This window comes from Leifsonia sp. 2TAF2 (assembly GCF_052115085.1).
GTDB lineage: Bacteria > Actinomycetota > Actinomycetes > Actinomycetales > Microbacteriaceae > Leifsonia.
On sequence record NZ_JBFRFY010000001.1, the window covers coordinates 2,306,904 to 2,331,567 of the forward strand.

General features: G+C 70.4%; 24 protein-coding genes. 8 read left to right on the forward strand and 16 right to left on the reverse strand.

Annotated elements, in window-relative coordinates; genetic code table 11:
- Positions 1–4: 4 nt before the first annotated feature.
- From AB4Z18_RS11145 to AB4Z18_RS11155, 3 genes are all read right to left on the reverse strand, one after another.
- Entirely contained in the window at positions 5–2,296 is a 2,292-nt protein-coding gene (locus AB4Z18_RS11145; RefSeq protein WP_441782742.1) for a polyribonucleotide nucleotidyltransferase, read from the reverse strand.
- 295 nt (positions 2,297–2,591) lie between these two features.
- Complete coding sequence (locus AB4Z18_RS11150) at positions 2,592–3,350, reverse strand: fructosamine kinase family protein (protein WP_441783010.1); 759 nt, start codon at positions 3,348–3,350, stop codon at positions 2,592–2,594.
- Between the two features lie 18 nt (positions 3,351–3,368).
- Positions 3,369–3,791 carry a VanZ family protein gene (locus AB4Z18_RS11155; RefSeq protein WP_441782743.1) on the reverse strand — a complete coding sequence of 141 codons (423 nt, stop codon included), beginning with the start codon at positions 3,789–3,791 and terminating at the stop codon, positions 3,369–3,371.
- 18 nt (positions 3,792–3,809) lie between these two features.
- Between AB4Z18_RS11155 and AB4Z18_RS11160 the strand changes: the two genes are divergently transcribed.
- Both AB4Z18_RS11160 and AB4Z18_RS11165 read left to right on the forward strand, forming a co-directional pair.
- Entirely contained in the window at positions 3,810–5,018 is a 1,209-nt protein-coding gene (locus AB4Z18_RS11160) for a low temperature requirement protein A (RefSeq protein WP_441782744.1), read from the forward strand.
- Between the two features lie 54 nt (positions 5,019–5,072).
- A complete protein-coding gene (locus tag AB4Z18_RS11165) occupies positions 5,073–5,240 on the forward strand; it encodes a hypothetical protein (protein WP_441782745.1) in 168 nt (55 codons plus the stop codon).
- Between the two features lie 3 nt (positions 5,241–5,243).
- Here the strand turns inward: AB4Z18_RS11165 and AB4Z18_RS11170 are convergent, their stop codons facing one another.
- The 5 genes from AB4Z18_RS11170 to pdxR all read right to left on the reverse strand — a co-directional run bounded on the left by AB4Z18_RS11170 (position 5,244) and on the right by pdxR (position 10,588).
- Positions 5,244–7,121 (reverse strand): family 43 glycosylhydrolase, encoded by a 1,878-nt coding sequence (locus AB4Z18_RS11170; protein WP_441782746.1) that lies wholly within the window; start codon positions 7,119–7,121, stop codon positions 5,244–5,246.
- 143 nt (positions 7,122–7,264) lie between these two features.
- Positions 7,265–7,534, reverse strand: a complete 270-nt coding sequence (gene rpsO, locus AB4Z18_RS11175) for a 30S ribosomal protein S15 (protein ID WP_441782747.1) — start codon at positions 7,532–7,534, stop codon at positions 7,265–7,267.
- Between the two features lie 133 nt (positions 7,535–7,667).
- Positions 7,668–8,435 (reverse strand): VOC family protein, encoded by a 768-nt coding sequence (locus tag AB4Z18_RS11180; RefSeq protein WP_441782748.1) that lies wholly within the window; start codon positions 8,433–8,435, stop codon positions 7,668–7,670.
- A 76-nt stretch (positions 8,436–8,511) separates the two neighbouring features.
- Positions 8,512–9,111, reverse strand: coding sequence for an acyl-CoA-like ligand-binding transcription factor (locus tag AB4Z18_RS11185; RefSeq protein WP_441782749.1), 600 nt, complete (start codon positions 9,109–9,111; stop codon positions 8,512–8,514).
- A 7-nt stretch (positions 9,112–9,118) separates the two neighbouring features.
- A complete protein-coding gene (gene pdxR, locus AB4Z18_RS11190; RefSeq protein ID WP_441782750.1) occupies positions 9,119–10,588 on the reverse strand; it encodes a MocR-like pyridoxine biosynthesis transcription factor PdxR in 1,470 nt (489 codons plus the stop codon).
- Between the two features lie 80 nt (positions 10,589–10,668).
- Between pdxR and AB4Z18_RS11195 the strand changes: the two genes are divergently transcribed.
- The gene (locus AB4Z18_RS11195; RefSeq protein ID WP_441782751.1) at positions 10,669–11,109 is read left to right on the forward strand and encodes a carboxymuconolactone decarboxylase family protein; all 441 of its coding nucleotides are present in this window, start codon (positions 10,669–10,671) and stop codon (positions 11,107–11,109) included.
- Positions 11,110–11,188: 79 nt separating this feature from the next.
- On the opposite strand, the gene AB4Z18_RS11200 is transcribed toward AB4Z18_RS11195, so the two are convergent.
- The gene (locus AB4Z18_RS11200; protein ID WP_441782752.1) at positions 11,189–11,563 is read right to left on the reverse strand and encodes an FKBP-type peptidyl-prolyl cis-trans isomerase; all 375 of its coding nucleotides are present in this window, start codon (positions 11,561–11,563) and stop codon (positions 11,189–11,191) included.
- Between the two features lie 190 nt (positions 11,564–11,753).
- The gene (locus AB4Z18_RS11205) at positions 11,754–13,151 is read right to left on the reverse strand and encodes an FAD-binding oxidoreductase (RefSeq protein WP_441782753.1); all 1,398 of its coding nucleotides are present in this window, start codon (positions 13,149–13,151) and stop codon (positions 11,754–11,756) included.
- A gap of 92 nt (positions 13,152–13,243) precedes the next feature.
- Here AB4Z18_RS11205 and AB4Z18_RS11210 point away from each other — a divergent pair, with 92 nt between their 5' ends.
- The 5 genes from AB4Z18_RS11210 (at position 13,244) to AB4Z18_RS11230 (ending at position 18,119) form a co-directional block, all read left to right on the forward strand.
- Entirely contained in the window at positions 13,244–14,830 is a 1,587-nt protein-coding gene (locus AB4Z18_RS11210) for a DNA-3-methyladenine glycosylase 2 family protein (RefSeq protein ID WP_441782754.1), read from the forward strand.
- A 193-nt stretch (positions 14,831–15,023) separates the two neighbouring features.
- Entirely contained in the window at positions 15,024–15,788 is a 765-nt protein-coding gene (locus AB4Z18_RS11215) for a glycosyltransferase family 2 protein (protein WP_441782755.1), read from the forward strand.
- Between the two features lie 194 nt (positions 15,789–15,982).
- Positions 15,983–16,858, forward strand: coding sequence for a fumarylacetoacetate hydrolase family protein (locus AB4Z18_RS11220; protein WP_441782756.1), 876 nt, complete (start codon positions 15,983–15,985; stop codon positions 16,856–16,858).
- Between the two features lie 35 nt (positions 16,859–16,893).
- The gene (locus tag AB4Z18_RS11225) at positions 16,894–17,805 is read left to right on the forward strand and encodes an alpha/beta fold hydrolase (RefSeq protein WP_441782757.1); all 912 of its coding nucleotides are present in this window, start codon (positions 16,894–16,896) and stop codon (positions 17,803–17,805) included.
- A 161-nt stretch (positions 17,806–17,966) separates the two neighbouring features.
- Positions 17,967–18,119 (forward strand): hypothetical protein, encoded by a 153-nt coding sequence (locus AB4Z18_RS11230; protein ID WP_441782758.1) that lies wholly within the window; start codon positions 17,967–17,969, stop codon positions 18,117–18,119.
- A 227-nt stretch (positions 18,120–18,346) separates the two neighbouring features.
- Here the strand turns inward: AB4Z18_RS11230 and AB4Z18_RS11235 are convergent, their stop codons facing one another.
- From AB4Z18_RS11235 to AB4Z18_RS11260, 6 genes are all read right to left on the reverse strand, one after another.
- Positions 18,347–18,682 carry an ABC transporter substrate-binding protein gene (locus AB4Z18_RS11235; protein WP_441782759.1) on the reverse strand — a complete coding sequence of 112 codons (336 nt, stop codon included), beginning with the start codon at positions 18,680–18,682 and terminating at the stop codon, positions 18,347–18,349.
- 107 nt (positions 18,683–18,789) lie between these two features.
- A complete protein-coding gene (locus tag AB4Z18_RS11240; RefSeq protein ID WP_441782760.1) occupies positions 18,790–20,355 on the reverse strand; it encodes an aspartate ammonia-lyase in 1,566 nt (521 codons plus the stop codon).
- A 168-nt stretch (positions 20,356–20,523) separates the two neighbouring features.
- Positions 20,524–21,906: an aldehyde dehydrogenase family protein gene (locus AB4Z18_RS11245; protein WP_441782761.1), complete on the reverse strand. Its 1,383-nt coding sequence runs from the start codon at positions 21,904–21,906 to the stop codon at positions 20,524–20,526.
- A gap of 152 nt (positions 21,907–22,058) precedes the next feature.
- Positions 22,059–22,742, reverse strand: a complete 684-nt coding sequence (gene trmB / locus AB4Z18_RS11250; RefSeq protein WP_441782762.1) for a tRNA (guanosine(46)-N7)-methyltransferase TrmB — start codon at positions 22,740–22,742, stop codon at positions 22,059–22,061.
- Between the two features lie 35 nt (positions 22,743–22,777).
- Positions 22,778–23,068, reverse strand: a complete 291-nt coding sequence (locus tag AB4Z18_RS11255) for a hypothetical protein (RefSeq protein WP_441782763.1) — start codon at positions 23,066–23,068, stop codon at positions 22,778–22,780.
- Positions 23,069–23,163: 95 nt separating this feature from the next.
- Positions 23,164–24,630, reverse strand: coding sequence for an NCS2 family permease (locus tag AB4Z18_RS11260; RefSeq protein ID WP_441783011.1), 1,467 nt, complete (start codon positions 24,628–24,630; stop codon positions 23,164–23,166).
- Between the last annotated feature and the right edge of the window lie 34 nt (positions 24,631–24,664).

Genomic DNA, 24,664 nt, shown 5'->3' on the forward strand with positions numbered 1-24,664 from the left:
GAGCTTACGCCTCGGCAGGAGCCTCGGCGGGAGCAGCCTCGGCCGGAGCCTCGGCAGCAGCCTCCTCAGCGATCACCGGAGCGAGCGACAGCTTTCCGCGGTCATCGATCTTGGTGATCTCGACCAGGACCTTCTGGCCGACGCTGAGCACGTCCTCCACGTTCTCCACACGCTTGCCACCGGCGAGCTTGCGGACCTCGGAGATGTGCAGCAGGCCGTCCTTGCCCGGGAGCAGCGAGACGAACGCACCGAATGCGGCGATCTTGACGACGGTTCCGAGGAACTGCTCGCCGACCTCCGGGTTGGTGGGGTTCGCGATCGCGTTCACCTGGGCGCGGGCAGCCTCGGCCGACGGGCCGTCGACGGCGCCGATGTAGACGGTGCCGTCCTCCTCGATGGAGATGTCGGCGCCGGTCTCATCCTGGATCGCGTTGATCGTCTTGCCCTTCGGGCCGATCAGCTCGCCGATCTTGTCGACCGGGATCTGGACCGAGATCACGCGGGGCGCGGTCGGGGCCATCTCGTCCGGACGATCGATCGCGGCGTTGAGCACGCTCAGGATGGTGGTCCGCGCGTCCTTCGCCTGCGTCAGCGCACCGGCGAGCACCGACGACGGGATGCCGTCGAGCTTCGTGTCGAGCTGGATCGCGGTGACGAACTCGCTGGTACCGGCGACCTTGAAGTCCATGTCGCCGAGCGCGTCCTCCGCGCCCAGGATGTCGGTGAGCGCCGCGTAGCGGGTCTCACCGTCGACGACGTCGGAGATCAGGCCCATGGCGATGCCGGCGACCGGGGCGCGCAGCGGCACACCGGCGTTCAGCAGGGACAGCGTGGAGGCGCAGACGGAGCCCATCGACGTGGAGCCGTTGGAGCTGAGCGCCTCGGACACCTGACGGATCGCGTAGGGGAACTCCTCGCGGCTCGGCAGCACCGGCACGAGCGCGCGCTCGGCGAGGAAGCCGTGCCCGATCTCGCGGCGCTTCGGCGACCCGACGCGGCCGGTCTCACCGGTCGAGTAGGGCGGGAAGTTGTAGTGGTGCAGGTAGCGCTTCTTGGTGACCGGCGACAGGGAGTCGATCTGCTGCTCCATCTTGAGCATGTTCAGCGTGGTGACGCCCAGGATCTGGGTCTCGCCGCGCTGGAAGATCGCCGAACCGTGGACGCGCGGGATGACCTGCACCTCGGCGTCGAGCGGACGGATGTCGGTCAGGCCACGGCCGTCGATACGGATGCCCTCGCGCAGCACACGGCCGCGCATGACCACCTTCGAGACCGACTTGTAGGCCGCGGAGAACTGCTCGAGCGTCTCGGCGGGGAGAACCCCGGCCTCGACCTTCTCGGTGATCGCCGTCTTGACGCGCTCCTTGAGCGCGTCGTCGGCGTTCTGGCGCTCCTGCTTGTCGGCGATCTGGTACACGTTCACCAGGTCGTCGTAGGCGAGACCGGCGACGTTGTCGTAGGTCTCCTTGCTGTAGGGCAGGAAGACCGGGTAGTCCTTGATCTCCTTGGCCGACTGCTGGGCGATCACGTTCTGGGCGCCCACGAGCTCGCGGATGAACGGCTTGGCCGCCTCGAGGCCCTGGGCCACGATCTCCTCGTTCGGCTTGACGGCGCCGCCCTGGATCAGGTTCCAGCTGTTCTCGGTGGCTTCGGCCTCGACCATCATGATCGCGACGTCGCCCTCGGAGCCGTCCTCGTTGGTGAGGACGCGGCCCGCGACGATGAGGTCGAACACGGCCTCCTGCAGCTGCGAAGCCTTCGGGAACGCGATCCACTGGTCCTCGTGTGCACCGTTGCCGGGCATGAGCGCGAGGCGCACACCGGCGATCGGGCCGGAGAACGGCAGACCGGAGATCTGCGTGGAGGCGCTGGCCGCGTTGATGGCCAGCGCGTCGTAGAACTCGTCCGGAGCGATGCTCAGGACGGTGACGACGATCTGGACCTCGTTGCGGAGGCCGTCGACGAACGACGGGCGCAGCGGCCGGTCGATCAGACGGCAGACGAGGATCGCCTCGGTGGAGGGGCGGCCTTCGCGGCGGAAGAACGAGCCGGGGATCTTGCCGGCGGCGTACGAGCGCTCCTCGACGTCGACGGTGAGCGGGAAGAAGTCGAAGTTGTCCTTCGGGTGCTTGCTGGCGCTGGTGGCGCTCAGCAGCATGGTCTCCTCGTCGAGGTAGGCGGCGACGGCGCCCTGCGCCTGCTGGGCGAGGCGTCCGGTCTCGAACCGGACGGTGCGGGTGCCGAAGCGGCCGTTGTCGAGAACGGCTTCGGCGTACTTGATTTCAGGACCTTCCAAGAGGTCTTTCTCCTTTGTTTAACGTCGCTGTCCCGTGTGGACGCGACTCATTCAAGGAGCAGGAACAGGCAGATCGACACATTCGTGTGTACGCGGCATCCCATGCGGGTGCGTGGGCTAAGCCCGTCTGGCCATCAGTAGAAATACACGGTTGCGCCCTCGCGCATCCGGATACCACCACCGAGGACCAGCTCCTGCCAGCCTGCTCCGGGTTCCTTCTCGATATTGAGTTGGAATGGACGGCACGCGGCCGACCACCGACAATCCTACCAGGCGAGGGCCATGAACGGGCCGATCAGAGCGCGAGCGTCGCCCGCGCCGCGTCGGCCAGTGCGCGTCCGTACGACGGACCGTAGCCGGCGGCATGCACCGCGAGCGGATGCAGTTGGTGCAGCGGGATGCGGTCGCGCCAGCCCGCGCGCAGCGGCCGCGCAGCGTCGTAGGCCGCAGTGATCTCTTCGAGGTGCGGTGCGCCGAACAGCGCGAGCATGGCCAGGTCGGTCTCGCGGTGGCCGCCGTGCGCGGCCGGGTCGATGAGCACGGCGCCCCGCGCGTCCCACAGCAGATTGCCCGTCCAGAGGTCGCCGTGGATGCGCGCGGGCGGCTCGTCGTCGTCGAACTCGCCGGCCGCGACCCGGTCGAGCGCTTCCCGGATGACGGGCAGCTGCGCGGCGGTGACGCTGCCCGCATCCACCGCGATCTCCAGATACGGGTGGACGCGGTCTCGGGCGTAGAAGCGGCCCCAGCTCGTCTCCTGGGCGATCGGCAGCGGGCGCTTGCCGATGAAGAGGGGGCCGTCCCAGCCGTCCGGCGGCGCGCCGAAGGCTGCTGCTCCGGCGGCGTGGGTCACGGCGAGCGCCGCGCCGAACGCGCGCGCCGCCTCCGGAGTCGGCCGGGTCTCGTGGATGCGTTCGAGCTCGATGCGTCCGGGGCGGACGTCCACGACGCGCACCACGGGCGCTCCTCCGCCGGCCTCCGCCTCACCGAGCCAGGCCAGCCCTGCGGCCTCCGCCTCGAAGAACCGGGCGGGCGCATCCACCCGCTCCTTCACCACCGTCTCCACGCCGCCACCCTACCCAGCGCGGCTCGGACGACCGCCGCGAGAGAAGAGGGCGACCAGGGCGATGCCGAGGAGGGTTCCGAGCGTGTTGGCGAGGAGGTCGCGCGCATCGGTGAAGCGCGCGGGCAGGAAGAGCTGCACGAACTCGATGGCGAGGGTCGTGCCGACGCCGATCGCGAGCGTCAGCCACCAGCGCCAGCGGCCGAGGAGCAGCGTGAAGAGCACTCCGAGTGGGACGAACAGCAGGATGTTGGCGCTGAACTCGGCGACGTCGTAGTCCACCCAGCCGAATCCGGGGATGCCGGAGACGATGCGCAGCAAGTCGCGCAGTAGCGGATTGCCGGACGGGTCGCCAGGCGCCGGGTTCAGCGTGATCCAGCCGACCGCCGCCAGGTAGACGGTGATGAGGGCGGGAAGCACGGCACGTCGGCGCATCCTCCTATGCTGGCGCACATGACCAGTGCGTTCCGCACCCGCATGACCGGGAGATCGACCGACGAGCGCCACCGGGTCTCCAGCCCGCTGGAGCTGCTGTTCGACCTCACCTTCGTCGTCGCTATCGCCCAGGTGGCCGGGCAGCTCGCGCACGCCGGCGAGCAGGGACACATCCTCGACCGGCTCCCTCTCTACCTCATGGTGTTCTTCGCGATCTGGTGGGCGTGGATGAACTTCACCTGGTTCGCCTCCGCCTACGACACCGACGACGTGCCCTACCGCCTGATGACGCTCGTGCAGATGGGCGGCGTGCTCGTCCTCGCGGCGGGCGTTCCAGCGGCCTACGAGCACGAGAACTTCGCCGCGATCATCGTCGGCTACCTGATCATGCGGCTGGCACTCGTCGGGCAGTGGATCCGCGCGGCCGTCGAGTACCCGCAGGGCCGCAAGACGGCGATCCGGTACGCGGTCGGCATCGCCGCCGTGCAGCTGCTCTGGGTGGCGTGGGGGTTCCTCCCCGCCCAGGTCGCCATCGGTCTGTTCGTGCTGGGCGCCGCCCTCGAGCTCGCCGTGCCGCTCTGGGCGGAACGGCCGGGCATGACCAGCTGGCACCCGCACCACATCGCCGAGCGGTACGGCCTGTTCACGATCATCGTGCTCGGCGAGTCCGTCTCCGCCTCGGCGATCGGGGTGCAGAACGCTCTGAAGGAGTCGGGGTTCTCCGCCGCGCTGGTCTGGATCGCCGTCGCCGGCCTCGTCCTGCTCTTCGCGCTCTGGTGGCTGTACTTCCTGGAGCCGGCGGCGGAGGGACTCCGGTCACGACGCAACCGCTCGTTCTACTGGGGCTACGGGCACTACTTCGTGTTCGCCTCCCTCGCCGCCCTGGGGGCCGGTCTGGAGGTGGCGGTGCAGGCGGGCGCCGCGCACTCAGAGGTCTCGAACACGGCGGCCGAGTATGCGATCGCGGTTCCGGTGGCGATCTTCTTCTTCATGCTCTACGTGCTCCACGCCCCGCTCGTTACGGAGGTTGTGATCCGGCCGCTCAAGACCGCCGCCGCCGTCGCACTCGTGCTGCTGCTGCCCCTCGCCTCGCCGGTGATCGGACTGGTCGGGGTGACCATCGGGATCGCGCTGGTGGCCGCCGCGCTGGTCGCGGTCACTCTGATCGACCAGGCGGTCGCCGGCCGTCAGGCGACGCCCGCACCGCCGGGAAGCGCCTCGGCCTGAGGCACCCTTCCCGGCACCCTTGCCCGATGTGCCTGTCCGCGGGAGAGTCGTCCCATGAGCCATCGTGACGACCGCGCCGACCAGCTGACCACCGCGCCCGCCGCCGACGAGAGCGACGCCGACCCGCGGATCGACGTCAGCGAGGGCGAGGACGGCCGCCGCCGCATCGACGTGCGCGACGACGCAGCGGTGCGCCCGGGCACCGACCCGGAGCACCGCTGACCTTCAGCCGCTGTGGCCGCGGGGCGCCCCGTACACACGCACGTAGTCGAACGTCGCCGTGAACCCGGCGGCCGCCATCGAGACGAGTCCAAGCCGGGGCGGTGTGGCCGAGAGCGGCGTCGTCCAGGTTCCCGCCTGGTCCCAGGTCGCGCCGTCGTCCGAGCTGGTGAACGCGGTGTAGAGGTTCTCGGTGGCGCTGTGGGTTCTGACCAGCCGCAGAGTCGTCCACTCTCCGACCGGGCCACCGACCGAGTTGCCGTAGGCCGGATAACCCGGGCCCTCCGGCGTCTCGCGCTTGCCGAACTCCGTCTGCCGGGTCTCCCAGATGGAGGTCACGGCGAGCTTCACGAAGTTGGCGTCGTCCTGGTAGATCACCAGGCCGCCCTGAGCGTAGTTCTGGCAGCATCCGGAGCGCGGCACCGTCGTCGAGACCCGTGTCTCGACGGTGTAGTCACCGCTCGGGAGCGCCCGCAGCGGAAGCCCCGCTGCGCCTGCGTCGGGTCCGAGGTCGGCCTGTTGCATCTGCCAGTGCAGCGCGCCGCCGGAGACCGACCGGGTGGATGCTCCCGGGTCGCGCAGCCAGGTCCAGGCCGCGTCCATCCGGTGTCCGCCGAACTCGTCGGAGTACGCCGGGAGCTTCGGTCCGCGGGCAGGCAACTCCACGAAGGTGGGCCGGTAGGCGGGCGGCTGCCCGGCCACGACCGTCGGCGCGGGCTGCGGGCTGTCCGACGGTCCGGCTCCCCCGCGGACGACCGGCCAGCCGTCCTTCCAGTCCAGCGGATCCATCAGCACGGGTCGCTTGGTGTACGTGCCTGCGCCCGCCACATACGGGTCGGTGCGGTCGACGGCGTGGTACAGCATCCACTCCTGGCCGGTCGCATCGACGGCGCTGGTGACGTGGCCCGGTCCCACCCAACGGTTGCCGTTCTGGTGCAGCACCGGCGTGCCGCCGACGCGCGAGTCGAGCAGTGACGCTCCGGTGCGGTCGACGAACGGCCCTGTCGGCGAGGCGGAGCGGCCGGCGAAGACGCCGTAGCCCGTCAGCGGCCCGTTGCAGCAGTTGGTCGCCGAGCCGAGCAGGTAGAAGTACCGGCCGTGCTGGATGATGTGCGTGCCCTCGTACCGGTTCGGGATGGCGACCTGCGCCTGGCTCGCCGGGTCGGAGTGCAGGCCATCGGCGCTCACTCGGCGCACGGACAGTCCGCCGTAGTAGCTGCCGAAGTAGAGGTAGTTCTGGCCGCCGACGGTGAGCAGCTCGGGGTCATAGACCCAGCGGCGGTCGTTCGGGTCGGTGCTGCCTGGCGTCCGCATCGGCTCGACGACCGGTCCGCCCGAATCGACCCACGGCCCCGCTGGGCTGTTACTGGTCGCGACCCCGATCGCCGAACCGCCGCCCGGCGTGATGGTGTTGGTGGCGGTGTAGTAGAGCAGGTAGCGGCCGCCCACGTACGAAACGTCAGGCGCCCACATGTCGCCGTTGCCGATCCACGCCGGCCGCGTGGGCAGGGCTTCCCGCACGAAGGTCCAGTGCACCAGGTCGGTGGAGCGGTACGACGGGATGCTGGAGAAGACGAGCGATCCGTCGGGGTTGCGCAGGGACGAGTCGATGACGTCGCGCGTGCAGTACAGGTACCAGGCGCGATCCGACGCGTCGCGTGAGCGGATGACGTCGGGGTCGGCGCACTGCTCGGCGGCCTTGCCGTTGCCCAGATCCAGCTTCAGCGGGTTGGTGTACGTGGCCCGCGCCGGTTGTGACACGGACTGGGAGACGGACTGCGACACCGTTGCGGCGGTCGAAGCCGGCGCTGTGACCGCCGGTATGGCGACGCCGAGCGCCAGCGCTGTAACGGCTGAGATGATCCCCGTGAACCCATGACGCATGACCGCAACTCCCCTTCGAGTGGTGATGTTCGTCACACGCTACAGCGCTGTAAAGCCGAAGAAAAGAGTTCAAACGCGCGAAAACGGGCCGCCACCCGAAGGTGACGGCCCGTTCGTAAGAAGTTCGCGGAGTCGATCGATGACTAGCGACGAAGGCCGAGACGCTCGATGAGCGAGCGGTAACGGCTGATGTCGATGTCTGCCAGGTAGCCCAGCAGACGACGACGCTGACCCACGAGCAGCAGCAGGCCACGACGCGAGTGGTGGTCGTGCTTGTGCTCCTTGAGGTGCTCGGTCAGATCCTTGATCCGCTTGGTCAGGATCGCAACCTGGACCTCGGGGGATCCGGTGTCACCGGGGTGGGTAGCGTATTCATCGATGATCGCCTTCTTGGTGTCTGCATCCAGCGCCATAGAGGGATCCCCTTTCTGCTCGTTGCGCGGTGCCCGGGGCCGTATGCCTGGGCTCTCTTGATCCGCGGCCGTTCGACGGCAACTGGAAGAGTCTACCAGAGCCGAGAGGGCGGATCTCCCGCGCGGGGAGCGGTCAGGAGGGCTCGGGTTCCGGCTCCAAGAGGGCGAAACCGGCACCCTGCGGATCGACGATCTCGGCCCAGCGGCCGACGCCCGGAGCGGACAGCGGCTCGGTGCGGAGGGTGCCGCCGAGCTCGGTCGCGCGCACGATCGCGGCATCCAGGTCGGCGACGTTGAAGTACACCAGCCAGTGCGCCGGATCCGTGCCGTCGGAGCGATAGGCGCCGGCGACGCTGGTCGGGCCCACGTCGAACAGTCCGTAGGGCTCCGAACCGACGCGCATCTCGCTGATCCCGACGCCCAGCACCGACTCGTAGAACGGGAACGTGGAGGCGGGATCGGAGGCGACCAGCTCCAGCCAGTCCACGGCGCCCGGCTCGTCGCGCAGCCACGGGTCGCCCTGCTCCTTCCGCTGCCACAGGCCGAAGACGGCGCCTGCGGGATCGGCGACGATCGCGAGACGGATGCCGGGGACCGGCTCCCCTGGCTCCAGCAGCACCGAGCCACCGGCGTCCGCGGCGGCGACGGTGGCGGCCTCCAGGTCGTCGACCGAGAAGTAGACGGTCCAGGTCGTCGGCACGTCGTCCGACGGCAGCGGGCCGAGCGCGGCGATGGGGACGCCGCGTCCGCTGGCGAGCGAGAAGCCGCCGGAGTCCGCGGACGGCGGCGACACCTCCCAGTCGAACAACGACCGGTAGTAAGTGGCTGCGGCGGGCGGGTCGGCACTCTGCAGGTCGGTCCAGACCGGCGTGCCCTGCGGGAATGCGTCTTCGATCGGCATGGGCACAACCTACTCGCCCGCGGGTTGCCCGCTCTAGATGCGCGTTAGTGCGATGGGGTCAGCGGGATGCGTTCGGTCAGATCCCGCGCAGCACCTCGTCCAGCGCCGCGATCACGACGTCGGCCGGCGACCCGGCGTCGTTGCGCGCCCACCACAGCAGTGCCGAGAACGTCGCCGAGCCCAGCGCGTCCGCGAGCACCTGGACGCGCAGGCCGTCCCGGTCCTCCCCCAGCCGAAGGGCGAGGAAGTCGACCAGGATGTCGCGGTTCGCGGAGATCGCGGTCAGCCCGAAGCCGATCAGAGCCGGATGCGTGCCCATCAGCGCCAGCCGCCGCCGGGTGGCCTCCTGGGCTTCCGGCGTGAGCGTCAACGACTCCGTGACGGCGTGGGCGAGCACATCCCGTGCCGGCGCGTCCTCCGCCACTGCGTCGAGCACCGCGTGCATCCGTTCCACCACGGGCTCGAGGCCACCCCAGACGAGCGCCGGCTTGCTCGGGAAGTAGCGGAACAGCGTCCGCCGGCCGATCCCGGCGAGCCTGGCGATGTCATCCATCGTCGTCTGCTCGTACCCGTGCTCGTCGAAATGCCGCAGGGCGAGCAGCGCGACCCGCTCCGGATCGACGTCTGCCGGGCGCCCCCGGCGTGGAGGGTCGACGGGCGGGGCGGACGAGGTCATCCTCCGATCATGGCACCGGATCGTCGAGGTGCGACGCGTGCTCGCGATCGACCCCCTGGGCGAGGATGCGCAGGCCGTCTGGGAGCTGCTCGACCGGGATGCCGCCGAACCCGAGCAGGAGGCCGTCCGGTCCCGCGCCGGAGCCCGCGCGGAAGCGGGAGACGGGCTGGACCGAGACGCCCGCGACGGCCGCGCGTTCGGCGACCCGCGCGCCGTCGAAGTCGGTCGCGGCCGGATCGGCGAGGAGGGCGAGGTGCAGCCCGGCCGCCGACGGCACGAGGGTGAACCCCGGGAGCGTTTCGCCGACCGTACGGGACAGGACCTCGTGCCGCTCCTCATAGACCCGCGTCGCCGCCCGCACGTGGCGGGCGAACCCGCCCGAGTCGAGGAAGCGAGCCATCGCCCGCTGCGTGACGACGTCGTTGTGCCAGTCGGTCAGGCGCTTGGCCTGGCGCAGGGCCGGGACGAGCCCCGGCGGGGCGACGACGAAGCCGAGGCGCAGCGCCGGGGCCATGGTCTTGGAGAACGTGCCGATGTAGACCACGCGCCCGTCCGCATCCAATCGCTGAAGAGGGTCGAGGGCGCGCGAACCGAAGCGGTACTCGCTGTCGTAATCGTCCTCGATCACGACGGCGTCGTGGCGCGCCGCCCACTCCAGCAGTGCCACCCTGCGCTCCAAAGGCAGCACGCCCCCGAGCGGGAACTGGTGCGACGGCGTCACGTAGACGAGCCGCACCGGCGGGAGCAGGTCGACGCGGAGGCCGTGCTCGTCCACCGGCACCGGGATGACGCGTGCGCCGGTGGTCTCGAACAGCTGCCGCACCGGCGGGTAGCCGGGGTCTTCGACGGCGACCGCATCCCCCGGCCGGAGCAGCACGCGCGCGATGAGGTCGAAGGCCTGCTGGGCGCCGTTCGTGACGACCACGTCGTCGGCGGTTGCGTCGACCGAACGGGCCAGGCCGAGGTGCCGTACGATCCCCTCGCGCAGCCGTTCGACGCCCGCCGGGTCGGCGTAGTGGGCCGACCGGACGAAGCCGCCCCGCAGTTCGGCCGTGACGTAGTGCCGCCAGGTCTCCAGCGGGAAGAGGGCCGGATCCGGTGCCCCGACGCTGAAGTCGTAGGCGATCGGGCGGGGCTCGGTCCACAGCGGATCTTCCAGGTCGCGCCAGGGTGCCGCGGGTCGCGCGGCGCCGGCCGATCGGGCCGACCGCGCAGAGCGCGCGATCGGGCTGCGAACGCCCGTGTAGGCGACGAAGGTGCCCGCGCCGACCCGCGCCGCCAGGTAACCCTCTGCGGTCAGTCGCTCGTAGGCGGTGGACACGGTCGAGCGTGACACCTGCAGCCGCTCGGCGAGCTCGCGGGTCGCCGGGAGGCGCTCCCCGCGGCGTAGGCGACCGTCGAGCACCGCGTCACGCAGTTGCCGGTAGATGCGGTCGGCGCGGTCACCGCGTCCTTCGATGGCGACATGCACATCCACGATGGGCCTCTCGAATGGTCTGATCGGAATCACTCGAAATGGATCTTATCCTCGGCCAATCCGCTTCGTACCGTGAAGACATGACAGAACGAATCCAGGTCCCGTCCCTCGTCCCCGAGGGGTACCGCAAGGTGATCAACCTCGACGGCTACGTCGGAACGAAACTCGAGGAGCCCCTCGGCGACCTCATCAAGCTGCGCGCGTCGCAGGTCAACGGCTGCACCTACTGCGTCGACATGCACTCCGTCGACCTGCAGGGTCGCGGAGTCCCGCTGCGCAAGGTGTTCGCCGTCTCCGCCTGGCGCGAGTCGCCGTGGTTCACCGACCGGGAGCGCACCGCGCTCGAACTCACGGAGGCGGTGACGCTCATCCACGAGGACGGCGTCTCCGACGACCTCTATGCGCGCGCCCTCGCCGAGTTCGGCGACGAGGGGCTCGCCAACCTGCTGCTCGCGATCGCGACCATCAACGTGTGGAACCGCATCGCCATCCCGACCCGGATGCAGCCGCCGAGCCTCTGAACGCGGGCGCCAAAAGCCTCGACGACGAAGCGCTCCCCCGGCTGTGGCCGAGGGAGCGCTTCTGAATCGGGACGACCGCTCAGCTGACGCCGAGCAGGTCGATCACGAAGATGAGGGTCTTGCCGGAGAGCGGGTGACCGCCGCCGACCGGGCCGTACGCGAGCGCCGGGGGGACGGTGAGCTTGCGGCGTCCGCCGACCTTCATGCCGGGGATGCCCTCCTGCCAGCCCTTGATGAGGTTGTTCAGCGGGAAGTTAATCGACTGTCCGCGGCTCCAGGAGGAGTCGAACTCTTCGCCGGTCTCGTACTCGACGCCGAGGTAGTGCACGTCGACCTTCGAGCCTGCGGTGGCCGCGGGGCCCGTGCCCTCGACGATGTCCACGATCTCGAGCGTCTCGGGAGCCGGCCCTTCGGGGGCGTCGACTTCGGGCTTCTGGTTGGTGTTCTCTGCCATGGGACCATCCAACCGGTGCGACGGTGCCGCGTCAAAGCGCGTTCGCTCAGCGCGCAGCCGCGTGCCCGCGGCGATTCGCGCCGGAGCGATTCAGGGGTTGCGCTCGCTCCGGGGCAGGAGCATTCTTAAGCCATAACTCGATCCCCCGGGAGCGCTGCAGGCAACGCCGCACCACCGGGGGTCGAGTCTGTTAACGGCCCCCGAAGACCTTGCCGGGGTTGAGGATGCCGAGCGGATCGAACACCGACTTCAGCTTCACCTGGAGCTCGTACGAGTCGGGTCCGAGTTCGTCCGCCAGCCAGCGCCGCTTGAGCACTCCGACGCCGTGCTCGCCCGTCAGCGTGCCCCCCAGCTCGATCGCGGTGCGGAACAGGTCGTTCGCCGCATCCCACACCGCGTCCGGCACCGTGTCTCCCGTGTAGACGAAGTTGGGGTGCAGGTTGCCGTCGCCCGCGTGCGCGACGGTCGGAATGGGGATGCCGTACTTCTGCGAGATGCGCTCGATCGCGTCGAACATCTCGGGCATCCGGGATCGCGGCACCGCCACATCCTCGATCAGGACTTCGCCGGAGGACGCGAGCGCCGGATGGAAGGCGCGCCGCAGCGCGAGGAGCCGCTCGCCCTCCTCCGCGTCGGCGGCGACGCGGACCGTGCCGCCGCCCTCCGTCAGCAGTTCGCCCGCGGCGGCGGCGTCCGCGGCCGCTGTGGGACCGTCGAACTGGACGAGCAGGAAGGCGGCCCCGGCGCTCGCGCCGAACGCCTGCTCGATCTGCTCGGCGCCGAGGTAGGCCGAGATGCGCTCCAGGGCCGGCGCGTCGAGCAACTCCATCACCGCGGGGCGCAGCTGCGCGGCGGTGATCCGGGCGGAGGCGGCGGCAGCTGCCCGCACGTCGGCGAACAGCGCGCCGAGGGTCACGGGCTCCCCCGGCGGGATCGGCTGCGCGCGCACCGTGGCGCCGACGATGACCCCGAGTGTGCCCTCCGACCCGACGAAGAGCGCCGTCAGGTCGTACCCGGTCACTCCCTTCACCGTGCGGTGGCCGGTGCGGAGGAGGCGTCCGTCGGCGAGCACGACCTCGAGTCCGAGAACCGCCTCCCGGGTCACGCCGTACTTCGCGCACAGCAGGCCGCCTGCGTTCGTCGCGATGTTGCCGCCGACGGTGGAGATCGCCTTGCTCGCCGGGTCGGGCGCGAAGAACAGGCCGTATGGCGCAAGCGCGGCGTTCAGATCGCTGTTGACGACGCCCGGCTCGATCACCGCGAGCTGGTCCTCTGCCGAGATCTCGACGATGCGGTTCATCGCCGACACGTCCAGCACGATCGACCCGTCCGTGCCGTTCGCGCCGCCGGCGAGGCCCGTGCCGGCACCGCGGGGGACGACGGGGATGCGGAACTCGCTGGCCGCCCGCAGGGTGGCCTGCACGTGGGCGACGGAGCGCGCGTTGACGATGGCGAGCGGCGTGCCCGCTGCGATCCATCCCGACCGGTCGGTGCGCGCCGCGTCGAGGAGCGCCGGGTCGGTCGTGAGCACCCCGTCCGTGTCGCCCTCGGCGTCGAGCGCGGCGGCGAGCCAGTCCAGAACATCCATGGCTCCAGGCTAGCGAGCGGCCGGACACCCGAGCGCCGGGTGATGTCCGATTTCCGCTATCGGATGTCACCGGCGGGTGACACGCTGGGGGTATGACCACCCTCGAGCACAGCATCCCGGACACGGCAGAGCCGACACAGGCGCAGCCCCCGGGTCCGCTCGCCGACCCGGTCTTCGCCGAACGGTACCGGGCGATGAGCGCCCGCGACTCCCGCTTCGACGGCCAGTTCATCACCGGGGTGCACTCGACCGGCATCTACTGCCGCCCCAGCTGCCCGGCCGTCACGCCGAAGCCGGGCAACGTCAGCTTCTACCTCACCGCCGCCGCGGCGCACGAAGCGGGGCTGCGCGCCTGCAAGCGCTGCCTCCCGGATGCCGTCCCCGGCTCACCGCAGTGGAACGTCCGCGACGACCTCGCCGCCCGCGCCATGCGGCTGATCGCGGACGGGACCGTGGAGCGGGAGGGCGTTCCCGGCCTCGCCCATCGGCTCGGCTACACCACCCGCCATCTCAACCGCGTGCTGACGGCCGAGCTCGGCGCCGGACCGCTCGCCCTGGCGCGAGCGCACCGGGCGCAGACGGCACGGCTCCTCCTGACCGGGACGGACCTCCCGATCACCGACGTCGCCTTCGCGGCCGGATTCAGCAGCGTCCGGCAGTTCAACGAGACGATGGCGGAGGTCTACCGGCTGACGCCGGGAGCGATCCGGGCCGCCGCGCGGCGGTCGCCCAGTGCGACGCACCGGGCACCTGGAGCCGTGACCCTCAGCCTGCGGCTGCCCGCCCGCGCGCCGTTCGACGGAACCTCCGTCCTCGGGTTCCTGGCGGCCCGCGCGATCGACGGCATGGAGGCGGCAGGCGCGGGCGGCTCGGCGTACGCCAGGACGCTACGGCTGCCGCACGGACCGGCGGCCGTCCGGTTGGCGCTCACCGGAACCGCCGACGCGCCGGCGGTCCAATGCGACGCGGCCCTGGCCGACATCGCCGACCTCGCGCCACTCGTCGCGCGCGTGCGCCGCCTGCTCGACCTCGACGCCGACGCCGAGGCGATCGACGCCGTCCTCGCGGCCGACCCGGCACTGGCGCCGAGCGTCGCCGCCTCCCCCGGCCTTCGCGTCCCCGGCGCGGTCGACGCGGAGGAGATCGTCTACCGGGCCATGATCGGACAGCAGATCTCCGTCGCAGCAGCGCGCACCGCCCTCACCCGGCTCACCGACGCACTCGGCGAGCCGATCGCCCTGCCCGTGCCAGGAGGGGACTCTGGACCGGGCGGGGACCCTGGGCCCGGAGCGGTCGGCGGCTTCACCCGGCTGTTCCCGACCTCCGCCGCGATCGCCGAACGCGGCCGCGAGGTGCTCCGCGGACCCGCCCGCCGCGTCGACGCGATCATCGGCGTCGCCGAAGCGCTCGCGGAAGGCCGCCTCGTCATCGACGTGGGCGAGTCCCGCGACGACCTCGAACAGCGACTGCTCGCCCTGCCCGGCATCGGACCGTGGACCGCCGGGTACATCGCGCTCCGCGTGCTCGGCAGCCCCGACATCCTGCTCACCGGCGACCTCGCCCTCCGGCAGGGTGCAGCGCGACTGGGGCTGCCGTCGGAGGCCCGAGCGCTCGGGGAGTACGGGATGCGGTGGGCGCCGTGGCGCAGCTACGCGGGGCTGCATCTGTGGCGCGCGTGATGCGGTGGATGGGCGATCTCGGGGTTACCTCGGTCGCAGGCTCCCTCGGCGCTGGGTCGCGGCATCGCTCCGCGCTGCCCTGAGCTCCACCGCGCTGCGCTGGGGTCGCAGCATCGCTCCGCGCTGCCCTGAGCTCCACCGCGCGGCACCGCTCCGCGCTGCCATTCAGCTCCACCGCGCGTAGGATCGCGAGGTGCCAACCGTGTCCGTCGTGATCCCAGCCCTCGACGACGCCGAGATGCTGGGGCGCTGCCTCGCCGACCTCGCCGCGCAGCTGCGGCCGGCGGACGAGATCGTCGTGGTCGACAACGGCAGCACCGACGACACCGCGGCCGTCGCCCGTGCTGCCGGCGCGCGGGTGGTCGAGCAGCCGCACCGCGGCATCTGGCCGGCCGCATCCACTGGCTACGACGCCGCCACCGGCGACATCATCGCCCGCCTCGACGCGGACTCCCGCCCGCCCGCCGACTGGCTGCTGCACATCGAAGCCGAGCTCCTCGACGCTCCGGAGGTGGGCGTGCTGACCGGCCCCGGCGTGTTCTACGACGGCGGCACCGTCGTCGCCGGACTCGGACAGGTCCTCTACATCGGCGGCTACTTCTGGTCGATGGGACTGTGGCTCGGCAACCCGCCCGTGTTCGGCTCCAACTTCGCCATGCGCCGCGACGTCTGGCTGCAGGCACGGGAGCGGGTGCACCGCGACCGCAGCGACATCCACGACGACCTCGACCTCTCCTTCCACCTCGGACTCGAGACGATCGTGCGCTACGACGAGCGGCTCACCGTCGGGATCTCGGCCCGCCCGTTCTCCACGTGGAAGGGCTTCGGCCGGCGCCTGCTCTGGGCGTACACGACGCTGAGCATGCACCTTCCCGACCAGTCGCCGTGGCGGCGGCGGGTCGCGCGGCGGCGCCAGGCGCACGAGCAGGAGCGCGACGCGCCGGAAGCCGTCGCCTGACCGGCGCCGCCCGCCCGCACGCGCACCCGCACGCCGCGTATCGAAGGATGAGACCGCTCCCATCTCCGACGTAAGGCAGTAGTGAAGGAGATTCGACGCCGTCGCGGCCGAATCTCCTTCGATAGCGGAGGCTGCCGAGCCGGCCCTGGTCGCCCTGGTTCGGCCAGGATGCGCATCCCCGATAGCCTGGGAGGGTGAGATTCTCGCACCTCAGCACTGCCGCAGATCCCGGGCCCCGCCTGGCCGCCGTCATCGGAGACGGAGCCCTCTTCCTCGACCAGGTGATGGGCCGCCCGCCGCGCGATCTGCAGGAGCTGATCGAGCGGGGCGACGACGGGCTGGATGAGGTTCGCGCGGCCGTCGCGGAGGCCGAGACCGCCGGTCGCGAACTCCCACCCGTGCACGAACTGCGTCACGCCTCCGCCGTGCTGCGGCCCCCGCACGTCATCGCCATCGGCGCGAACTACGCCGCGCACGCGTCCGAGCTGAAGCTGCGCAGCGAGAAGGCGGCCACCGTCTTCAACCTGTGGCCCAACTCCCTCGCCGGGCACGGCGGCACCACGGCCTGGCCGGCCGACCTATCCACGCAGGTCGACTACGAGGCCGAGCTCGGCGTGATCATCGGCAAGCCCGCCCGTAACGTCTCCGTCCGCGACGCCCTCGACCACGTCTGGGGGTACACCGTCGTCAACGACATCACGGCCCGCGACCTCCAGTTCTCGGAGGCCCAGTGGTCGCGCTGCAAGTCCTTCGACGGGTTCACGCCCACCGGCCCGGTCGTCGTCACGGCCGACGAGATCCCCGACCCGCAAGACCTGTGGCTCACGACGAACGTGGACGGCGCGATCCTGCAGGATGCCTCCACGGCCGACATGGTGCGCTCGGTTCCCGAGCTGATCGAGTTCCTGTCGCGGTCGGCGACGATCCCACCGGGCACCCTCATCTCGACCGGCAGCCCGGGCGGCGCCGGGTACTCCCGCACTCCCCCGGTGTTCCTCCGCGACCGGTCCACGGTGACCGTCTCCATCGGCGGGATCGGCTACCTCACCACCTACTGCCGCGTCACGTAGCGGCGGGCGTCGCCCGTGTGGGCTAGCGTATCCACGTGTCTATCGGGGAACGACGTCCGATCACGGGCGGGGATGACGAGGCCGCGCGCCTCGATGCCGCGCTGCCCGACATCGACTGGTCCATCGCGCCGGTGGGGACGGTGTTCTCGCGGTTCGGCGCGCCCAGCGGGGAGCTCGCGGTCGCATCCCTGGGCGACCCCGCCGATCCACGCGTCGTGCTGATCCCGGGGGTGACGGGGTCGAAGGAGGACTTCTACCTGCTCGCCCCCATCCTCGTCGCCGCGGGGTACTACGTGCAGAGCTTCGACCTGGCCGGGCAGTACGAGTCGGCGGAGGCGGGCCCTGTGGCCGGCGGCCGCTACACCTACGGTCTGCTGGTCGCCGACGTCGTCGCGTTCCTTCGCGACGGCGGCCCAGCCCACGTGCTCGGGTACTCGTTCGCGGGCATCCTCTCGGAGCTGGCCCTGGTGGAGCACCGCGAGCTGTTCCGCTCCCTCACGCTGCTCACCGCGCCCCCGGAGCCGGGACAGGCGTTCCGCGGCGTGCGCATCATCGGCTGGCTCAGCTGGCTGCTCAACGGGCGCGCGGGCGCAGGGCTCATGATCTGGGGCATCACGACGAACAAGAACCGGGTGTCCGACAGCCGGCTGGCCTTCGTCCGCTCTCGCTTCGCCTTGACCCGTCGCTCCAGTGTGGATGACATCGTCGGCCTGATGAAGCGGGTGCCGGACGTGCGCGCGGCCGTCGCGGCGAGCGGCGTGCCGGTGCTCGTGGCGACCGGCGACCATGACCTGTGGCCGACGCACCTGCACGCGGAGAACGCTCGAGCACTGGACGCCCACCTCGCCGTCTACCGGACGGGTCACAGCCCGTGCGAGACGGCGCCGCACCAGCTCGGCCGCGACATGATCGCCCTGTTCCGCGAGGCCGAGGCGCGCGGTTCCTGACCTCGGTATCGTCCCCGATAACACCCCCTCTTTGGGGGGGTAGTACGCGCGTCCTTGCGGATGCACGATGAGACCGCAGCGAGGGGGGACGAGATGCACCGATGTCAGAAGACGACTACCTCCATCCGCCGCACGCTCCGAGGCTCCGCGAGCATGTCGGAATGATCCGCTGGCGACGCGCCGGCGACGGGGAATGGTTCATGGAGACCGCTCGCGGCCAGTTCGTCGGCGGTGACAGCCACGTCTGGCGCGTCCGGCTGTACGACGGAATAGAACTCGAATACGACCTGGATGAATGGTCGCCGTTCAGCTGAGACCGTCGCCGCTGTCGAACCGGCTCGTCGCGCTCAGGGGCGGGCGCCGGCACTCGGCACAGCGAAGGTCTCCGGTCCGGCGCCCTTGTCGCCATGTCGGGCATGGCGACCTCTGTGTAAATTCCTTCCAAGCCTTCACGGAAGTTGGCCATTCGCCTAGCTACCTTTGTCGATTCTCACGCCAGGTTCGGCCGACCGACAGACAGCAGCGCGCGGTCTGGCGAGCATTATGGCCCATGGATGCGCGCCTTGCCTCGAGCGGTGTACCGGAACTGCAGCACCCGCTGCCGTGGCGCACTCGCCAGCGCGGCCTCGATCTCCAGAAAGAACAGCGTGAAGAACTGATCGACCGGGTCCGCGCCGGAAAGCCCCTCCACGTCCCGCCCGTCGATCGCGCGGCGAGCATTCTCGGCCAGCGCCTCTGCATCCACGTGAATCAGCACGACGCGGTCCTTGGCTGGCCTGACGCGCAGGAGAAGGGCGTTGTCGACCAGGTCGATGCCCAGTGCCCGCTCCAGCGCCAGCGCGAAACGATCGACCAGTCCCCCGGTAGATTCGGCCATGCGCCCCTCCGTCGGACGATCGTGCCCGCTGGGCCAGCGCGCCCTGACGGGTACGTCCTGTGAAAGTAGACGAACGGTTCCGCCAGAGATGACGGCACCGGGATGACCTACTCGCGCTCGGCGCGCGCCTCCAGGATCGCGTCCGACTCGATCACCGGAATGGCCGTCGTGATGACCTCCAGGCCGCTGAGTCGCGCGGGCGACAGCAGCCGGGTCACCTCCTCGCGGCTCATCAGTTTCGCCTCGACGACGAGGTCGGCGACGTTGCGTCCGGTGAGCAGCGCCGACTTGGCGAGCGCTGCAGCGGCGGCGTAGCCGATGTGCGGGGTGAGGGCGGTGATCACGCCGACCGACGAGCCCACCATCGCACCGAGGCGCTCCTCGTTGGCCGTGATCCCGTCGACGCAGTTGATGCGCAGGGTGCGGAAGGCCTGCGCCATCCACGTGATGCTCTGCAGCAGCGAGTGCGCGATGACCGGTTCGAAGGCGTTGAGCTGGAGCTGGCCGCCCTCCGCCGCCATGGTGACCGTGACATCGGCGCCGACTACCGAGAATGCGACCTGGTTCACGACCTCCGGGATGACCGGGTTGACCTTGCCGGGCATGATGCTGGAGCCTGCCTGACGCGGCGGCAGGTTGATCTCGCCGAGGCCCGCCTGCGGCCCGGAGGAGAGCAACCGCAGGTCGTTGCAGATCTTGGACAGCTTGATCGCGCTGCGCTTCAGCGCGCCCGAGAAGGACATGAAGGCGCCGGCGTCGCTGGTCGACTCGATCAGGTCGGGCGCCGTCTCCAGGTTCAGGTGGGTGATGGCGTTCAGCTGCCGCACCGCCGCCGAGGCGTACCCGGGGTCGGCGGTGATTCCGGTGCCGATCGCCGTCGCGCCGAGATTGATCTCCGCGAGCAGCCACTTGGTCTCGGTGAGCCGCGCGTGGTCCTCGGTGAGGGTGGTCGCGAAGCCGTGGAACTCCTGGCCCAGGGTCATGGGCACCGCATCCTGAAGCTGCGTGCGGCCGACCTTGAGGATGTTGCGGAATTCGTCCGCCTTGTGCGCGAACGAGTCGCGCAGCAGCGCCAGCTCGTCGAGCAGGTGCGCGAGGGCGAAGGTGAGGCCGATCTTGATGGCCGTCGGGTAGGTGTCGTTGGTGCTCTGGCTCCGGTTGACGTCGTCGATCGGGCTGAGGAACCGGTACTCGCCCTTCTCGTGACCGTCGAGCTCCAGCGCGATGTTCGCGATCACCTCGTTGGCGTTCATGTTGGTCGAGGTCCCGGCTCCACCCTGCATGACGCCGACGACGAACTGGTCGTGGTACCGGCCGTCGATGATCAGCTGGCAGGCCTGGTCGATGAGCTCGGCCTTGTGCGGCTCCAGCACGCCGATCTCGAGGTTCGCGCGGGCCGCGGCCTGCTTGACGCTGGCGAGGGCGACGATGAGGTCCGGGTAGACGGAGATGGGCCGCTTGGCGATCGGGAAGTTCTCCAGGGCGCGCGAGGTGTGGATGCCCCAGTATGCGTCGGCCGGGATCTCACGGCTGCCCAGCGAGTCGGTCTCGGTGCGGGTGGGGCGCCCGTCGGAACTCGGGGTCGGGACGTCGGAGACGTTCTCGGATGCGTCCGTCACCTCGGTCGCATCCGGGGTGAGGACGGGGATGGGGGCTGTCTTCGAATCGTCCATGGTCGCTGTCGGGTTCACAATTGGCTCCGTTGCCTCTCGTTGTGCGTTGGCAAGTGTTCTGCGCCGGACGTTCGTGGCCTCCGACACACTGCCGAGCCTACCCCCGGGTCCAGAGGGCCCGGTGGACAGCCTGTACCCGCGTTCTCGGCATCTTCGACACGGTGTCGATCAGCCGAGCTTGCGCAGCAGGCCGCGCGCGAAGCGGTCCTTCGCCTCCGTGTACGGCGGGTAGATCAGCTGCAACGTGTCCGGGCGGAGCGACTTGCTGAGCACAGCCTTCTCATGGCTGAACGTCCGCACCGACCGCTCGCCGTGATACGCCCCCGAACCGCTCTGCCCCACACCGCCGAACGGCAGCCCGGCGACCGCGAGGTGCGCCGCGGGGACGCCGAAGCCGACCGCCCCCGAGCTCGTCTCGGTGAGGATGCGCCGGCGCACGGTCGCATTCGACGTGAACACGTAGAGAGCGAGCGGTTTGTCGCCCGCGCGGATGAACCGGATCGCATCGTCGAGCCCGTCGACGGGCAGGATCGGGAGGATCGGCCCGAAGATCTCCTCCGCCATCACCGGGGCGTCGGGGGCGACGTCGGTGAGGACAGTCGGAGCGAGATAGCGGCCGGCCGCGTCGTGCTGACCGCCGACCGCCGCGGTGCCCGAGGTCAGCATCCCGGTCAGGCGGGTGAACTGCCGATCGTTGACGATGCGCCCGTAGTCGGGGCTCTGCGCCGGGTCGTCGCCGTACAGCTCCCGCACCGCGTCGCCGAGGGCGTCCGCCAGCTGCGACACGATGGACCGGTCGGCGAGGATGTAGTCGGGGGCGACGCAGGTCTGCCCCGCGTTCATGAACTTGCCCCAGGCGATGCGGCGCGCGGCGGCGGCGAGGTCGACCGTGCCGTCGACGTAGACCGGCGACTTGCCCCCGAGTTCCAGGGTGACAGGAGTGAGGCGCTCGACGGCTGCCGCGGCGACGATCCGGCCCACCCGGCCGTTGCCGGTGTAGAAGATGTGGTCGAAGCGCTGCGCCAGCAGATCGGTGGTCTCCTCCACGCCGCCCTCCACGACGGCGACGGCGCGCGCATCCAGGTACTGAGGGATGAGGCGGGCCATCGCGGCGGAGGTGGCCGGAGCCAGCTCGCTCGGCTTCAGCACGACGGCGTTCCCGGCCGCGAGGGCGCCGACGAGCGGGGCGAGGAGGAGCTGCACGGGGTAGTTCCAGGGCGCGATGACGAGCACCACGCCGACCGGCTCCAGGATGGTGGACGCACGCGCAGGCATCAGCGCGCCGGGCACCGCCACCCGGCTCGGCCGCAGCCAGCGGCGCAGGCGCTTCAGGATGTGGTCGATCTCGCCCACCACGAAGCCGAGCTCGGCGATCTGCGACTCCGTCGGGCTCTTCGCCAGGTCGGCGAGAAGGGCGTCCTCGAACTCGGCGGCGCGCTCGGTGAGCATCCTCCGCAGCGCCCGCAGCTGTGCCAGCCGCCAGGCGAGCGGCTTGGTGGTGCCGCGGTCGAAGGCGGACCTGAGGGCGTCGACCGTGGGTGCATGCGTCATGCGCTCATCCTACGAACCCGTGCGGGCGTCGCGCCGCGCCGCGCCTCCGCCGCCGCGCAGCCACCGGGTTGACGCAACACGCCGTCCGCCGGGGCGGCGCGACGGCGTGTTGCGTCAACTCGACGACACTACGGAGGGGCGGAGGCGGGGCGTCAGCGGGCGGGGCGGTACGCGAGGTCGAAGATCGCGTGCCCGAGGCGCTCGCCCCGGCGCTCGAACTTGGTCACCGGGCGATCCTCCGGGCGCGGGACGAAGTGGGCGTCTCCGGCCAGGTTGACGAGCGCGGGCTCCGCGTCGAGCACCTCGATCATGTGCTCGGCATACGGCTCCCAGTCGGTCGCCAGCCGGAGCACGCCCTCGTCGGCCAGTGCCGCGACGAGAAGCGGGGCCACGGACGGCTGGATGAGACGCCTCCGGTGGTGCCGCGCCTTCGGCCACGGGTCGGGGAAGAAGATGAGGACCTCGTCCACGGAGCGCGGCGCGAGCCCCCGCTCGAACACCTCCACGGCGTCGTGCCGGACGATCCGGATGTTGGTGAACCCCCGATCCCGCATCGCCCCGAGTACGCGGCCGATCCCGGCGCCGTGCACCTCGATCCCGAGGAAGTCGCGCTCAGGATGCCGCTCGGCGAGGGTGAGCAGGTTCTCGCCGTTGCCGAAGCCGATCTCGACGATGCGCGGTGCGGTGCGGCCGAACGCCGCGTCGAGCTCGAGCGGGGAGCCGTCGAAGTCGAGTCCGAACCTCGGCCACAGTTCGTCGATCGCCCGGGTCTGGGCTTCGGTCTTTCGCCCGCGGACGACGAAGCTGCGCGGCCGGACGAGGGGGGATGGTTCCATCCCCCCATTGTCCCAGCCTCGGGGTGAGTGCCCGATCAGAGGAAAGCGAACGGCAGCGCCGCGAACCCGATCCCGATGCCGACCAGGGCGAGGATGGCGAAGAACGCCGCACCGGCGAGCATCACGGCGTTGAGGACGATGCCCCAGACGGCGAGGTTCGTGCCCTCCGGTTCGCGCTTCAGCGCCATGATGCCGACGACGAGGCCGGCGATCGGCGCGACGAGGGTCCACCCGAACACGATGGAGGCGACGCCGAGCGCGAGGCTGGTGGTGCTGAGGGTGCGGACGGGGGTGACGGACGAGTAGGGAGTGCTGGTGGTGGTCATGGATCCAGTCAAGCGTCGCGGGCCAGCGCCCGGTATCCGGATAACCCCCGATTCGACCCTGAGGTCAGCCCCTCGCCCGGGTTCAGGAGCGAGACTCAGACCTGCCCGAGCAGTCCCTCGATCGGGCCACGCGCGAAGTAGACCAGGAAGCCGGCGGCGACGATCCACAGCAGCGGGCTGATCTCGCGCCCCTTGCCTGCGAGCGAGCGGATCAGCACCCAGCTGATGAACCCGACCCCGATGCCGTTGGCGATGGAGTAGGTCAGCGGCATGACGATGATCGTCAGGAAGACGGGTAGCACGACGGAGAACTCGGTGAAGTCGATGTGCTTGATCTGCACGACCATCAGCGCACCGACGACGACGAGCGCCGCGGCGGCGACTTCCAGCGGGACCACCTGGGTGAGCGGCGTGAAGAACATCGACAGCAGGAACAGCGCCCCGGTGACAACGCTGGCGAAGCCCGTCTTGGCGCCTTCGCCGATGCCCGACGCCGACTCCACGAACACGGTGTTGGACGATGCCGAGACACCGCCGCCGACGATCGCGCCGACACCTTCGACGATCAGCGAGGACTGGAGGCGCGGGAAGGTGCCGTCCTCGTTCGCGAGCCCCGCACTGCGGGCGAGGCCCGTCATCGACCCCATGGCGTCGAAGAAGTTCGTGAAGACGAGCGTGAAGACCAGCATGGTGGCGGCCAGCGCGCCGATCCGGCCGAAGGCTCCGAAGAGGTCGACCTGGCCGACCAGGCTGAGGTCCGGCAGCGACACGAGCGAGGTCGGAAGCTGCGGCACGGTGAGGTTCCAGCCCGCGGCGTTCTTGCCCATCGACGGCCCGACGTGCCAGATCGCCTCGGCGATGATCGCGACGACAGTGGCGGCGACGATGCCGATCAGCAGCGCGCCCTTGACCTTGCGCGCCATGAGCACGCCCATGATGACCAGCGCGATGAGGAAGGTGATGGTCGGGAGGGTCGCGATGGAGCCGGACTCACCCAGCTGGACCGGCGGCGACGACAGATTGGTCGTACGGACGAACCCGCTGTCGACGAACCCGATGAACGCGATGAACAGGCCGATGCCGACCGTGATCGCAGTCTTGAGCTGCGCAGGGACGGCGTTGAAGATGAGCTTCCGCAGGCCGGTCGCCGACAGCAGCACGATGATGATGCCGTTGATGACGACGAGGCCCATGGCCTCCTGCCAGGTCAGGATCTTGACGACGTTGACCGCGAGGAAGGAGTTGATGCCGAGACCGGCCGCGAAGGCGAACGGCAGCCGTGCGACGAGGCCGAACAGCACGGTCATCACGCCGGCGCTGAGCGCCGTGACGGCGGCGACCTGCGTGGTCCCGAGCGTGTGGCCGACCACATCCTTCGTTCCGCCCAGGATGAGCGGGTTAAGGATGACGATGTACGCCATCGTGACGAAGGTCAGGACGCCGCCGCGCCACTCCGTGCCCCAGGTCGTTCCGCGGGCGCTGATCTCGAAAAAGCGGTCGAAGCGCCCTTTGGATGCGGTGGGCGCGCTGGTCGGAGCGGAAATGGTGGACTCCCGTAGGATCGTTGGCTGGTGGCCCGGCGAATACTCAGGTTCG